General features: G+C 69.9%; 15 protein-coding genes and 3 pseudogenes. 8 read left to right on the forward strand and 10 right to left on the reverse strand.

Going from position 1 to position 12573, the window contains the following annotated elements:
- Positions 1-6: 6 nt before the first annotated feature.
- The 3 genes and pseudogenes from AB0915_RS27665 to AB0915_RS27675 form a co-directional block, all read left to right on the forward strand.
- Positions 7-156 (forward strand): hypothetical protein, encoded by a 150-nt coding sequence (locus AB0915_RS27665; RefSeq protein ID WP_366693652.1) that lies wholly within the window; start codon positions 7-9, stop codon positions 154-156.
- Positions 157-320: 164 nt separating this feature from the next.
- Positions 321-545 (forward strand): annotated as a pseudogene (locus tag AB0915_RS27670) (isochorismatase family protein); the annotation flags it as partial.
- A gap of 10 nt (positions 546-555) precedes the next feature.
- Positions 556-1206: pseudogene (locus AB0915_RS27675) on the forward strand (helix-turn-helix domain-containing protein); the annotation flags it as partial.
- A gap of 189 nt (positions 1207-1395) precedes the next feature.
- Here AB0915_RS27675 and AB0915_RS27680 read toward each other — a convergent pair.
- The gene (locus AB0915_RS27680; RefSeq protein ID WP_366693653.1) at positions 1396-2016 is read right to left on the reverse strand and encodes a DinB family protein; all 621 of its coding nucleotides are present in this window, start codon (positions 2014-2016) and stop codon (positions 1396-1398) included.
- Positions 2017-2116: 100 nt separating this feature from the next.
- Between AB0915_RS27680 and AB0915_RS27685 the strand changes: the two genes are divergently transcribed.
- From AB0915_RS27685 to AB0915_RS27695, 3 genes are all read left to right on the forward strand, one after another.
- Positions 2117-2284 (forward strand): hypothetical protein, encoded by a 168-nt coding sequence (locus tag AB0915_RS27685; RefSeq protein ID WP_366693654.1) that lies wholly within the window; start codon positions 2117-2119, stop codon positions 2282-2284.
- Positions 2285-2439: 155 nt separating this feature from the next.
- On the forward strand, positions 2440-2856 hold the full coding sequence (locus AB0915_RS27690; RefSeq protein WP_366693655.1) for an acyl-CoA thioesterase: 417 nt from the start codon (positions 2440-2442) through the stop codon (positions 2854-2856).
- Positions 2857-3030: 174 nt separating this feature from the next.
- A complete protein-coding gene (locus tag AB0915_RS27695; protein WP_366693656.1) occupies positions 3031-3399 on the forward strand; it encodes a helix-turn-helix domain-containing protein in 369 nt (122 codons plus the stop codon).
- Positions 3400-3415: 16 nt separating this feature from the next.
- On the opposite strand, the gene AB0915_RS27700 is transcribed toward AB0915_RS27695, so the two are convergent.
- Positions 3416-4798, reverse strand: coding sequence for an FAD-dependent oxidoreductase (locus AB0915_RS27700; protein WP_366693657.1), 1383 nt, complete (start codon positions 4796-4798; stop codon positions 3416-3418).
- Positions 4799-4876: 78 nt separating this feature from the next.
- Positions 4877-5563, reverse strand: a complete 687-nt coding sequence (locus AB0915_RS27705) for a DUF305 domain-containing protein (RefSeq protein WP_366693658.1) — start codon at positions 5561-5563, stop codon at positions 4877-4879.
- Positions 5564-5721: 158 nt separating this feature from the next.
- Between AB0915_RS27705 and AB0915_RS27710 the strand changes: the two genes are divergently transcribed.
- Positions 5722-7212 carry a hypothetical protein gene (locus tag AB0915_RS27710; RefSeq protein WP_366693659.1) on the forward strand — a complete coding sequence of 497 codons (1491 nt, stop codon included), beginning with the start codon at positions 5722-5724 and terminating at the stop codon, positions 7210-7212.
- A 273-nt stretch (positions 7213-7485) separates the two neighbouring features.
- On the opposite strand, the pseudogene AB0915_RS27715 reads toward AB0915_RS27710, so the two are convergent.
- The 7 genes and pseudogenes from AB0915_RS27715 to AB0915_RS27745 form a co-directional block, all read right to left on the reverse strand.
- Positions 7486-7706, reverse strand: a pseudogene (locus AB0915_RS27715) (hypothetical protein); the annotation flags it as partial.
- A gap of 56 nt (positions 7707-7762) precedes the next feature.
- Positions 7763-7942 carry a hypothetical protein gene (locus tag AB0915_RS27720; protein WP_358860614.1) on the reverse strand — a complete coding sequence of 60 codons (180 nt, stop codon included), beginning with the start codon at positions 7940-7942 and terminating at the stop codon, positions 7763-7765.
- Between the two features lie 78 nt (positions 7943-8020).
- Complete coding sequence (locus AB0915_RS27725) at positions 8021-8713, reverse strand: HAD-IA family hydrolase (RefSeq protein WP_366693660.1); 693 nt, start codon at positions 8711-8713, stop codon at positions 8021-8023.
- A gap of 19 nt (positions 8714-8732) precedes the next feature.
- Complete coding sequence (locus AB0915_RS27730) at positions 8733-9431, reverse strand: phosphatase PAP2 family protein (RefSeq protein WP_366693661.1); 699 nt, start codon at positions 9429-9431, stop codon at positions 8733-8735.
- Between the two features lie 33 nt (positions 9432-9464).
- On the reverse strand, positions 9465-10400 hold the full coding sequence (locus AB0915_RS27735; RefSeq protein ID WP_366693662.1) for a M56 family metallopeptidase: 936 nt from the start codon (positions 10398-10400) through the stop codon (positions 9465-9467).
- Positions 10401-10486: 86 nt separating this feature from the next.
- On the reverse strand, positions 10487-11086 hold the full coding sequence (locus tag AB0915_RS27740) for a DUF5134 domain-containing protein (protein ID WP_366693663.1): 600 nt from the start codon (positions 11084-11086) through the stop codon (positions 10487-10489).
- 152 nt (positions 11087-11238) lie between these two features.
- Entirely contained in the window at positions 11239-11625 is a 387-nt protein-coding gene (locus tag AB0915_RS27745; RefSeq protein ID WP_366693664.1) for a VOC family protein, read from the reverse strand.
- A 233-nt stretch (positions 11626-11858) separates the two neighbouring features.
- On the opposite strand from AB0915_RS27745, the gene AB0915_RS27750 reads away from it, so the two are divergent.
- Complete coding sequence (locus AB0915_RS27750; protein ID WP_366693665.1) at positions 11859-12416, forward strand: GNAT family N-acetyltransferase; 558 nt, start codon at positions 11859-11861, stop codon at positions 12414-12416.
- Positions 12417-12573 lie beyond the last annotated feature (157 nt).

Below are 12573 nucleotides of genomic sequence, written 5' to 3' on the forward strand. Positions count from 1 at the left end.
TGTTCCATGGGATCGGGGCCCGCCTCAGAAGTGGTCCTCGCCCGCTCCGGCGGGTCTCTGCAGCACTTCGCCGAGGCACAGCTGACGGAGGTGCTGGGCCTGCTGCAGGACCTGGTGCGCGGTGCCGCGGCTCACGTGCCGCCTGACGCGTCGTAGTCGGCGGCAGTCTCGGCTCCCAGCGCTGAAGCCCGGCGGCTTCTGGGTGGATACGACGCATCACCCGACGGTCACGGACGACTGAGTGTGCTGACCGGATCGGTCCGCACCCGGACCTGATGCGGCCTGTCACCACCCCGGCCGCGCCGGACAGACTTCAGGGCATGAATCGAGCACTGATCGTCATCGATGTCCAGGAGTCCTTCCGCGCCCGCCCCCTGTGGGAGACCATCTCCGACCCGAAGATTGCCCACCGGGTGGGCCGGCTGGTCCGGCTCGCCCGCCAGGCCGGGGACCTGGTGGTGTGGGTGCTGCACAGTGAGCCCGGTAGCGGCGATGTCTTCGACCCTGCCCTCGGCCACGTCCGGCTGATGGAGGAACTGGACCGTCGGGGACGCGGCCCTGCGGGCCCTCCGGGACCACCACGCCAGGGGCGGCACCGTGGCCAGCGTCTGCGCCGGAGCCGAGGCGCTGGGCCGGGCCGGGCTGCTCGACGGCCGCCGCTGCACCACCCACCACGACGTCCAGGAGGAACTGGCCAGGCGCCACCCCGAGGCGGCGGTCGTCCGGGACGTCCTGTACACGGCGGACGTCCGGGTGGTCACCTCGGCCGGTATCGCCAGCGGCATCGACCTGGCCCTGCACCTGCTCGCCACCCGTCACGGTCCCGCCCTCGCCGCCCAGGTGGCCCGCGACATGGTCGTCTACGCCCGCCGCAACGGCCACGAACCCCAGGCCAGCGCCATGCTCCGGTACCGCTCCCACCTCGACGACACCGTGCACCGCGCCCAGGACCTGCTCGATGCCCGCTTCGATCAGCCGTCGCCGCTGTCCGCCCTGGCCGCGGCCGTGGGCGTCAGCGAACGCACCCTCACCCGCCTCTTCACCCGCGCCACCGGAGGCCTCACCCCACTGCGCTACCAGCAGACCCTCCGCCTGGAACGCGCCGAACACCTCATCAGCCACGGCGCCACGGTCGATGCCGCCGCCCGCTCGGTCGGCTTCGAGGACCCCCGTATGTTGCGCCGTCTACGGGCGCGCAAGGCCTGAGCCCGGGCGTCGGCGGTGACGTCCGGGACGAAGCGCTGGGTCGTAGACCGCAGCATGCGGCGCGCGAACTGAGAGGTGGGGCCCACAGGCCGGATCAGTATCTGCGTGCCGTCTGACACGACGAGCCCCCGCCGGATATCCGGCGGGGGCTCGTGGCGTTGCGGCCCGGTCGCCGCGCAGGGCTCCGCGTCAGCCCCGCCGCGCGCGGTACAGGTCGCGGATCATGGCGATCTCGGCCCCATGGTGCAGTAGTTCCTGATTGACCCACCAGACCGTGTCGATGAACGGATCCTCCGGATCGCTACCATGCGGGTAGGTGCTGTGTCCCACGGTGTCGAGCGCCGCGTCGTCGGCGCTGAGCAGCGCCTCGCGCCAGGCGGTGGCACTGGCATCGAAGTCGGCGATCGCCCCTGCGGCGTCACCGGCGACGTGGTAGTCGTCCCGGGTCAGGGCGTGGCTGCCGTTCGTGTGGTCGGCGCGGATGGCCAGCATCTCGCTGACATGGCTCAACCGCCAGGCAAGGGTGGTGAACGGCGGCGGTGTGGGGTGCGGCGCGTGCGACGAATCGCGCCCCCAGTCGCCCGCACCGACGAGGAGGGTCGCGCCCTTCCCGGGGCCGTCCGCGCGGCGGCGCACCGACCAGCAGTCCGGCACCGGCTCCCAGAGGTACTCCGCGTCGGTCAAGGGCGGGACTTCGATGTCCGTGCCGTTGCCGCTGTCCACGACCGGGCCGGCCAGGCGGTCGGCCAGGCGTCCCCGCACGAAGTCGAACTGCTGAAGCAGGGGGATCAGACGTGAGGGTGTCGCCATCAAACGCTCCTGGAGTGGCTCGGTCGGCCTCGTCGGCACATGTACTGTCCGGACCCTGTCACAGCCGATACGACACCGCGCCTCATTTTTTTGCGGAGCGGTGGCCGTCCCAGGCGGTGTGGGCGACGCGGTCGAGGTCAACGGCCGTAGCAGTGACCGGTCCTGGACGGAAGCGCGGCTGGTCACCCGTGGCGTTTCGCTGACCTACCGGAGCGCCGAGCAGCCCAACACCGGCTGGGCCACGGCCCCTTCGGGGATCCCTCAGTAGCCGCGAGCCGTTCGGGCTCCGGTCCGGGCAGGCAGGTCGTGCTGCCCGCCCGCCGGGACCGGGCCTGACTTTCCACATGCGGCGTGTGCGCGGGAGGTGGCGGGAAGGTGTGCCGGGCGGGGAATGGTGGATTGCGCGGCGATGTTGCGGCGACCATGACCTTCTTCGTTGACGTGACCGTGCGCGGCTATGAGCTCGACACGCAGGGGCATCTGAATCAGGCCGTCTATCTGCAGTACGCCGAGCACGCCCGGTGGGAGCTGCTGCGAGCTGCCGGGCTGCCGCAGGAGAAGCTGCTGGCCAGCGGGGTGGGGCCGGTCGCGCTGGAAGTCACGGTGAAGTTCCGACGGGAGCTGCGCGGCGGCGAGCGTGTCCGGGTGACCTGCCAGTTCGTGTACGGCGCGGGGAAGACCTTCGCGGTCGTGCAGAGGATCCTCAAGGAGGACGGCACGGTCGCGGCGGAGGTGACGGGCGTGGCAGGCATGCTCGACCTGGCGGCCCGCAAACTGATCGCCGACCCGGCCGGACATCTCGCCTCGCTGGCCGAGAGGCCGGACCTGCTCAGCGGCTGACCGGCTTCCGGACCGCAACCGCGTTCGCGCCGTCGTGAAACTCGTGTCAGGGGGTGACAGCCGCACCGGGCGTCGTACCGGGCAGAAGCTGTCCTGACGCGTCAGCCGTGCGGCAAAGTACGATGGACCTCGTACGACAAGGTGCTCGTTCGAAACGATGTCAGGGGAGTCACTGTGACCGCCACCAGCGCCGCCGCCTCGGACGGTGGCGCCCGTGTACTCGCCCACCCCGCCCGCGAGGAGATCCGTATCGAGGCGGTGCTCCACGCGCTCTCCGACCCGATGCGGCTGCGGGTGGTCCGTGAGCTGGCCGCTGCCGAGGACGAGCTCACCTGCTCCCGTTTCGAACTGCCGGTGTCCAAGTCCACGACCACGCACCACTTCCGGGTGCTGCGCGAGAGCGGCATCGTCAGTCAGACCTACCGGGGCACCGCCAAGATGAACGGGCTCCGCCGCGACGATCTGGACACGCTCTTCCCGGGGCTGCTCGACGCTATTCTCGCCGCCGTGAGCCGGCAGGCGGACCGGCTCGGCGAAGAATGACACCACCCGGAGCGGTTCAGTGACGGTCGCTGTGCGCGGCCTGCAGGAGCCCTGCCCAGTCCGGGATCTTCACTGGCCCTCGGCCGAGCGACTGCCCGAGGGCAGCCTCGGCCCGCTCGATCGACAGCCAGCCGTCCCATTCCACCGGCCGTAGCCCCCACGCCCGCAGCGCGGCCACCGGATCGGGGGCCGACGGCCGCCCCTCGAGCAGCGGCGCATCGTCCAGCAGCGACGCGACCGTCTCCTTCGCGCACGGCCGGTTGGAGCCGATCACTCCGGTCGGCCCTCGCTTGATCCACCCCGCGACGTACTCCCCGGGTGACGGCACGCCGTCCCGCAGCACCCGTCCCGCCAGGTGGGGCACGGTACCGCGGGCCGGATCGAACGGCAGACCGGGCAGCGGCAGTCCGCGATAGCCGACGGCCCGCAGGACGAGCTGGGCGTCGATCTCCTCGTATGTACCGGTGTCCTGTACGCCTCCGCTGCCGTTCGGCGCGGTACGTGCGAACCGGACCCCGGCGACCCGCCCGTCCCGTTCGAGGAGCTCGACGGGACGCAGAAAGAACCGCAGGTGGATCGTGCGCATCGGGTCCGGCCCGGTGGCAGGGACACCGGCCTCGGCCCACCCGCGCAGCACCTCGATATTGCGCCGCACCACCGCCGGCAGCGGCACCGGTGGATCCGCCGGCGCCCCGACGGGCGCGTACACCGGATCGCGGGCCAGCTCCGCCCCGTCCACCATGACCCGCGCCCCCGGCAGCCCGCCCAGCTCACGCAGCTCCTTGGTGGTGAACCTGGCCTGCGACGGTCCCCGCCTGCCCGCCATGTGCACCTCGCGCACCCGGCTGCCGGCCAGCGCGCCGAGCGCCGGGTGGGGCACATCGGTGGGCCGCAGTTCCTCGGCGCCGCGCGAGAGGATCCGCGCCACGTCGACCGCCACATTGCCGACCCCGATCACCACGGCCGAACGGGCCTGCAACGCAAAGCTGTTGGCAGCAGCATCGGGGTGTGCGCTGTACCAGGAGACGAACTCGGTCGCCGAGTGGCTGCCGGGCAGATCCTCGCCGGGAATGCCGAGACCGCGGTCGGTCGCCGCCCCGACGCAGTAGACCACCGCATGGTAGAGCTCGCTCAGCCGTTCGGGTGGCAGCCCGTCCCCGCCCACCTGGACATGGCCGAGAAAGGTGATCCGCTCGTGCTCCAGGACGGTCCGCAGACTGTTCTGCAGCGACTTGATCTTCTCGTGGTCGGGGGCGACGCCGTACCGCACGAGGCCGTACGGGCAGGGCAGCCGGTCCAGCACGTCCACCCGGACATCGGGCACCCGGGTCTGCTCGACCAGAGACTGGGCGGTGTAGACCCCACTGGGTCCGGAGCCGACGACGGCGACACGGAGCACGGTGCACCTCTTCCCGGAGGGTGACTCCAGCATCCCACCGGTCGGCGGAGCAGGGGAGAGGTGCGGCCGCGCGGCGCGTCAGGAGGACAGGGCGCGCATCCGGTCGATCTCTACCGTCTGCTGGGCGATGACATCGTCCGCCATCTCTTCGACCTGAACGTTGTTCCCCTCCGAGAGGGCCTCGGTCGCCATCGTGATCGCTCCCTGGTGGTGGGTGATCATCAGCTGCAGGAACAGCTTGTCGAAGGCCTTGCCCTCTGCCGCCCGCAACTCCTTCAGCTGCGCCTCCGTCGCCATGCCGGGCATCCCGGCGTGGTCGTGACCGCCCGCGTGTTTCTCGCCGCCGTTGTGCGTGAGCCATCCCTCCATGGCGCCGATCTCCGGTTTCTGTGCCGCGGAGATGCGCTCGGCAAGTCGTTTGACCGAGGCGGACGAGGCACGGGACGGCACCAGGGCGGTCAACTCCAGTGCCTGGGCGTGGTGCTGGATCATCATCTGCACGTAGCGGAAATCGGCCGAGTTGGGGGTGTCCTTCCCGGCAGCCTTCACGGCTTCCTCGACGGACAGGGTCTGCGCGGGCTCTCCCGGCTTCCCCGGTGCCAGGACCGAAGGGCCGCCTCCTGCACGCGCTTTGGTCTCATGGCCGTCACCGCCCGCATCGCACGCGGCGAGGGAGAGTACGGCTGCCGCTACGGCAGCGACCACTGCAGATCTGTGCACATGAGCGACCTGACGGAAAATCAACAAGGCTTCCTCCACTGCCACATGAGGTCGTAGCGGATCATTTGGCGCACATCCGCCACCTCAGGGGTCGGTCACTTTCATTACGTTCCTGTTGCCATCTGTTGGGATACCCGTGAGAGGGACGATACTGCCGGGGTCAGTCAACCGTTCAACCACGCTTTGGTACAGGGGAGGACGCAGTGACTTCGTTGCACACCACCCAAGTGCGGCGCAGACGTCTGGGTGTGGCGGCAGCCGCAGTCGGACTCTTCGCCACTCTGCTGACGGCCGGACCGGCGGCCGCAATGCCCGACCCCGGTGATTCACCCGCCACCCGCACCGGTCTCTCCGCAAGCCAGGAGGCTGCCGCCACGGCCGCCATCGAGGACGGCGAGGTACCCGGTGTGGACGAGATCGTCCACAGCGACAACATCACCCACCTGGCCAACGTCCCGAAGGGCGCACTCAAGGGTCTCAACACGGACCTGGCCTTCCAGGGGAAGTACGCATTCGCCGGAAATTACGACGGCTTCCGGATCTACGACATCAGCAACCCGAGTTCCCCGCAGACCGTCACCGAGGTGCTCTGCCCCGGATCCCAGAACGACATCTCGGTCTCCGGGAACCTGCTGTTCCTGTCCACCGACTCCTCGCGCAACGACAACTCGTGCAACAGCACCACCCAGCCCGCCACGGAGAAGTCCTCCTGGGAGGGCATGAAGATCTTCGACATCAGCGACAAGCGCAACCCGAAGTACGTCGCCGCCGTCGAGACCGCCTGCGGCTCGCACACCCACACGCTGGTTCCGGACGGCAGCAACGTATACATATACGTCTCCTCGTACTCGCCGAGCGAGGCGTTCCCGGACTGCCAGCCGCCGCACGACGGGATCTCCATCATCAAGGTGCCGCGCAAGGCGCCCGAGAAGGCCGCGGTCGTGAACTTCCCGGTGCTCTTCCCGGACGGCGGCAACCCGGGCGCGCCCACCAACCCCGGGGTCTCGAAGACGAGCGGCTGCCACGACATCACGGTGCTGCCGTCGAAGGACCTGGCCGCCGGTGCCTGCATGGGGGACGGCCTGCTGTTCTCCATCAAGGACCCGGAGCACCCGAAGATCATCGACCAGGTTCAGGACAATGTGAACTTCGCGTTCTGGCACTCGGCGACGTTCAACCAGAAGGCGGACAAGGTCGTCTTCACCGATGAGCTCGGCGGAGGTGGCGCGGCCACCTGCAACAAGGAGATCGGGCCGAAGCGCGGCGCCGACGGCATCTACGACATCGTCGGCAAGGGAGACCACCGCAAGCTTGTCTTCCGCAGCTACTTCAAGATCGACCGCCCGCAGGCTGCCACCGAGGTCTGCGTCGCCCACAACGGTTCGCTCATCCCGGTCAAGGGCCGCGACGTGATGGTCCAGGCCTGGTACCAGGGCGGAGTCTCGGTATGGGACTTCACCGACTCCTCGGCGCCCAAGGAGATCGCGTTCTTCGAGCGCGGTCCCATCAACCTGAACGCCGTCACCACGGCCGGCCCCTGGTCGACGTACTACTACAACGGATACATCTACTCCAACGACATCGCCAAGGGCTTCGACGTTCTGAGGCTCGACGACCGGCGGACCGACCCGGCGAAGCGCGTACGGATGCCGGAGCTCAATGTGCAGACGCAGCCGGACTACTTCGAGAACTGACCTGGCTGTGCGGCTATCGCCGGACCCGTGCGTTCACGGCGCGTTCCCGCCGGGCGGATCCTCGCCCGGCGGGAAACGGCGAGCAGTCGCAGCCTGGCGCGGTGCACGGCCTCATGGCCCGATGCGCCGGGCGGGCACATGCTGAACCTGCGTTGACCGGTTCATGCCGTCCCTCATCAACGCGGCCCCCGACCGATGCCCGACGGACCAGGTCGACCGGGGTGGCTGCCTGGTTCCGGCGGCGCAGGGTATCGCCGGGATCGGCCGTTCCTGCGCGGCTTCGTACCGGTGGGCCTGGCCACCCGGCCACTCGACCCAGCCGGGGCTGTCGAGAATCCGCTCTGAATCGTCGAGCCCGGCAGCCTCCAGGAACACGATCACATCGTGATCCGAGCGGGCGAGCCCCAGGATCTGGACCCGGCCGTCACGCTGCATGGTGCCTCGTCCCCCGCCGGAGGGGGACGGCCGGAAATCACGATCGGGGGAGAAGCCAGGCCTCCGGAGGGCGCCGCACGGGCCGGACGGGGAGCGGCATGCCGCCCCGTACCGCTTACGCGGCAGACCTCGCGCTGCCGCCGGTCACCGCGGCCCACTCCACAAGGAGTCGCTGGTACTCCTCCTCGTCGTCCGGGGACAGGCATCCGCCGGAACGCTGCCACAGGTCGCGAATCTCTTCATTCACCACTGCGGCGGAGCGCACGGAATCGGATGAGCGGGGAGAACGGGACATGCCACCAGGCTAAGGCCACGGTGTGACAATCGGACCCATTGGGCGTCAGGGACATCTCTCACATGTCCCTCCGCGGGATCACGGAATGAGCCCGAGCGCCCGTAGCCCGCCCGGCCGTTCCTCCACCGGCAGATGGTCGACGAAGCGCACGTCACACCCCAGCGCGGCCGCTCCGCCATCCGCGTGTCGATCGTCACCCACCATCACCACATCCTTCGGATCCTGGCCGATAAGTGTGCAGGCAGTGTGAAAGAGCTGTGGGTCCGGCTTCTGGATTCCGTGCTCGTACGACAGGACATAGGCGTCGACCAGGGCGTCGAGACCATGAGCGCGGAAGATCGGCCGCAGGTCCCAGCCGACGTTGCTGACCACGCAGACCCGGGTCCCGGCGGCACGCAGCGCCCCCAGCACCTCCGCCGCGTCCGGGTACGGCTGCCACGCCGCAGGCGACATGTGCCGGTTGTAGAGCGCCTCGTACAGCCCCGGATCCGGCAGGGCGACCTGGCGGGTCAGTCCCATATACGCCTCACGGTGCCGTTCCGTACTCTCGTCGCGCGTGGCCCACGCCGCGGCAAGCCGGTCGGGAACGCGCTGTGGATTCGGGCCGCCCGGCAGCGCCCCGGCTGCCGTCAGGTCCGCCACGTACCGCTCGAAGTCGGCATCGGCCACGGTTATGCTCCGCTCGGCGAGGACCGCCGAAAGCCACGACCGGACTGGTTCGATACGGAAGAGGGTCCCGGAGAAGTCGAAGAGCACACCCTTGATCATCATGGGTTCGATCCTCGCGCGTTCAGGAGCGGTGCGGCAAGGCCGCCCGTTCCCGTCCCTCGTACCGGGCGAACACGGCGATCGAGAACGCGACCACCGCCGCACCCAGCAGCCAGCCCCCCAGTACATCGGTCATCCAGTGCACCCCCAGATAGAGGCGGGTCACCCCCACGCCGATCACCGATACCCACGCCACCGCGAGCGCGGCGTGCCATACCTGCCGCCGGACGCCGTGCCGGTGCAGCAGCCACAGCAGCAGACCACAGCTCACCACCGCCGTCATGGCGTGACCTGACGGGAACGCCGCGTAGTGGGCCGAGTCCACCGGGTTCGGCCACTGAGGGCGCTCCCGGCCGACGGCGGACTTCAACCCCTGCTGCAGCAGGGTGGCGAACAGGCTCGTCGCTGCCACCCACCCCGCGAGCATCCGGACCCCGCGCCACCACAGCCACACCGCGGCGACCGCGATCAGGGTGCGCATCGTCCAGGGGTCCCACACCCAGTCGGTCAGGATCCGGTTGATGTGCACGAGGCCCGGCTCCGCCACCGCCCGCCGGTGCAGCGCGTCGGCGACCGTACGGTCCAGCGACATCAGCGGGGACCAGCGCAGGGCGACCAGGATCAGCAGCACCAGGGCGAGAGACCCGCACACGATGCCGGCTCCGAGAGCAGGCGAGCGCTCCGGCGCGGAGAGGGGCGGGGGCGGGGCTGGGGAGTGCATGGGGTGATCCTTGCGGACGGACCACGACACCGGCTATCCCAGCGCGCTGAGTCCCGGCACGAAGGCCACCAGAAGCGGGACCACCGGCACCAGGGCGGCCGCCGCGGTCAGCCGCAGCCGCCGCCCCGCGGTGAGTCGCTCGACAGGAGACAGCAGCCGGTTCACGCGCAGTGGCAGCTCCGCGTCCGGCGTCGGGCAGGGGCCGAACACGCCCCGGTCCTCGTTCAGTTCGACCAGGGCGAGAGCGATCGTCAGCCGCCCGAAGCGCCGTGACGCCACATCGTCCGCTGCCAGTTCGACGAGCCGGTGCATCTCGTCGCGGAAAGCGGCGAACACCGGTACCTGGGGGAACCCGTTCGCCAGCGCTGCGGAGCAGTGCAGCAGCCAGTCGTGCCGCGCCTGCGCGTGCCCCTGTTCATGGGCCAGCACAGCATCCAGCTGACGGCCTTTCAGTCGCCCAAGTGCCGCAGTGGTGATGACAAGTTGAGGTGCCGCTCCGGGCAGCCACCAGGCGTCGGGGCGCTCACCCTCCAGCACCACGAGCCGGCCATTGCCAGGTTCCTCGCCGGGCATCAACGGGGAGCGGACCAGCAGTTCGGCCCGGCGCCGGCTGCGCCGCACCTGCGCCCGGCGGATCTCCCGCGTCAGCATTGCCGCGCTCCAGATACCACCCAGTGCCAGCAGAACGGCCATGACGGCGGACCACGGCCCGTACGCGCCCAGCGCGTACGCCTCCACCACGGAGTGCGGTGCGTGTGCGAACACCTGCCCGCGCACCGCCTGCCAGGCGGCGGCCGCGCTGAACGTCATGGAGAGTGCGAAGGACAGCAGTACCGCGGCCACCACGCACTGCCACACCCACAACGCCACCACGGGTTCGCGCTCGGGCCACTCGGCCCGCGCCATCAGCCGCGGGGTCACGACGGCGGCCAGTGCACCGAGCAGCAGCAGCACGAGGGAGACCAACATGGCGTCAGCCTATGAGCGGCGCGGTACCCGCGGGTATGGCTGAGCTCGGCAAGTGATGTACGCCACGATTGACCGCACCCGCTGTCTCACAGTGTGAGCAGCATCGCGAACATGGCGATCCCCATCGTCAGCCGACAGGCCAGTGCCAGCTCCGGCCGGGCGCCCCAGCCGCCTCCCGTCGGCCCCTCGGCAGGACCCGCGGCGGCGACCGGAATCAGCCGCGTCCCGGACCGCAGCACATAGGCCGCGTAATAGACCAGCAGCATCCCCGTCAGCAGCGGCACTCCACCGGAGACCTGCGCCATCTGATGTCCGCGGTGCTCACCCTGCACACCGCCCGCACCGTGCGCGGCGGCGCCGCTGCCCGGAGCCATCACCAACGCCATGTAGACCATCGCCAGCGAGCCGACCAGATGGTGCCGATGGTGCCCCTTGCGGCGGGCGAACCAGAGGGCGCGCAACGCGGCCCCGCCGAACAGCGCCACGTACACAGCCCATCCCCACACGGGCGGCGGGAAGACCGCGGCGGGCGCCGCCATCGCGGCCATGCCGAAACCCATGACCGCCTCGGCGCGCGCCGTTCTGCGCTCCTCCTCCGTCCCGCTGCGCATCCGCAGCAGGCAGTACGCGCCCGTGACCCCGCACAACGCCATCAGTAGCCAGTCGGACATCGCCGGTCCGTGCACACCGCACCTCCCCAGGACGTACGACGTCGGTGTCGACTAGTCGATGCCCCGACCCGGCAGGTCGTACGCGGCGCACTGATGTACGAGGGGAGCGCGTGGAGGAAACCCGCGGAAGGACGTGGCCAGTTGTGCGCCGTCGCGGGTCACTGCCCTCAGGGCCGATAGCGCAGCGGATGGTCCTCCGGCACTTCGACGACGGCGATCCGCACCCCGTCCGGATCGGAGATCCACATCTCCACGAGCCCCCACGGCTCGCGCACCGGCTGCCGTTCCACCTCGACGCCCCGGGCCGACAGCTCCTCGTACGCCGCCCGGACGTCCGCGACCTGCAGCCACAGCCGCAGCCCGGGCGAGGGCGGCGCGACGGAGCGCCCGGAGACCTCCAGGAAGCCGCCGCCCAGGAAGTACACCGTCCCGCGCTCGGGGCCGGTACCGAACTCCCGGTACACCGGCAGCCCGAGGGACTCTCCGTAGAACGTTCGTGACCGCTCGGGGTCGGTGGGGCTCAACAGGACCCGACTGCTCAGCACATGCACCATGGTCGAGACATTACGGCCTCCCCTGCGGCAAGGAGTGGATCGGCGAGGGGCGTCATGCGGCTTCGACGACAACGCCGAAGGGGGCCCCTCCCTGCTCGAGCGAAGCCGAGAGATTGAGGGAGGAGTCGCAGGGCGTCGGGAGCCCACTCCCTGCTGCGGGGGAGGCCGTTAGGCGCGGACCAGCGGGTTACTCTGCTGCGGCACGACCCACCAGAGAAACGGAGAGCCTCACCATGGACACTGCCCCGCCCCGCGACTCGGGACAGCTGACCTTCCGCGACGCGGCGGACGCCGATGTGCCCGCGCTCGTGACGCTGATCGAATCGGCGTACCGGGGCGATTCGAGCCGCGCGGGGTGGACCACCGAGGCGGACATCCTGCAGGGGCAGCGGACCGACCCCGACGGGGTCCGCGCGGTGGTCGAGGCACCTGGCAGCCGGCTGCTCGTGGTGGAGCGGGACAGCGAACTGATCGCCTGCTGTCAGCTCGAACACCGCGGGGAAGCCGCCTACTTCGGGATGTTCGCGGTCCGCCCCGAGCTGCAGGGCGGTGGCCTCGGCAAGCTGATCATCGCCGAGGCCGAACGCACCGTCCGGGAGAGCTGGGGCGCAACCGAGATGCACATGACCGTGATCTCGGTGCGTGAGGAACTGATCGCCTGGTACGAGCGCCGCGGCTACCGCCGTACGGGAAAGCTGAGCCCGTTCCCCTACGGCGACGAGCGCTTCGGCGTCCCGCAGCGCGACGATCTCGCCTTCGAACTGCTGATCAAGGACCTGAAGGAGGGCTAGCCCCAACGCCGTTCGGTTGGGCATGGGCACGAGGGCGTGTTTCGAAAGTTCCGCCTGCCAGGCGGCGTCTGGCCCGCCCTACGGGCGGACGACGGTACATTATAAAAAACACCAAGCCCCCCCCCCCACAAAACCCAGAATCTGCCGCAGAAATTAA

The sequence above is a fragment of the Streptomyces sp. NPDC048411 genome, assembly GCF_040704695.1.
Taxonomy (GTDB): Bacteria; Actinomycetota; Actinomycetes; order Streptomycetales; family Streptomycetaceae; genus Streptomyces.

Excerpts from the sequence above, each read along its gene's own strand:
- AB0915_RS27665 (WP_366693652.1), top strand. The coding sequence starts at position 7 with ATGGGATCGGGGCCCGCCTCAGAAGTGGTCCTCGCCCGCTCCGGCGGG.
- AB0915_RS27725 (WP_366693660.1), bottom strand. The coding sequence starts at position 8,713 with ATGATGATCAAGGGTGTGCTCTTCGACTTCTCCGGGACCCTCTTCCGT.
- AB0915_RS27720 (WP_358860614.1), bottom strand. The coding sequence starts at position 7,942 with ATGTCCCGTTCTCCCCGCTCATCCGATTCCGTGCGCTCCGCCGCAGTG.
- AB0915_RS27730 (WP_366693661.1), bottom strand. The coding sequence starts at position 9,431 with ATGCACTCCCCAGCCCCGCCCCCGCCCCTCTCCGCGCCGGAGCGCTCG.
- AB0915_RS27680 (WP_366693653.1), bottom strand. The coding sequence starts at position 2,016 with ATGGCGACACCCTCACGTCTGATCCCCCTGCTTCAGCAGTTCGACTTC.
- AB0915_RS27745 (WP_366693664.1), bottom strand. The coding sequence starts at position 11,625 with ATGGTGCATGTGCTGAGCAGTCGGGTCCTGTTGAGCCCCACCGACCCC.
- AB0915_RS27750 (WP_366693665.1), top strand. The coding sequence starts at position 11,859 with ATGGACACTGCCCCGCCCCGCGACTCGGGACAGCTGACCTTCCGCGAC.
- AB0915_RS27690 (WP_366693655.1), top strand. The coding sequence starts at position 2,440 with ATGACCTTCTTCGTTGACGTGACCGTGCGCGGCTATGAGCTCGACACG.
- AB0915_RS27735 (WP_366693662.1), bottom strand. The coding sequence starts at position 10,400 with ATGTTGGTCTCCCTCGTGCTGCTGCTGCTCGGTGCACTGGCCGCCGTC.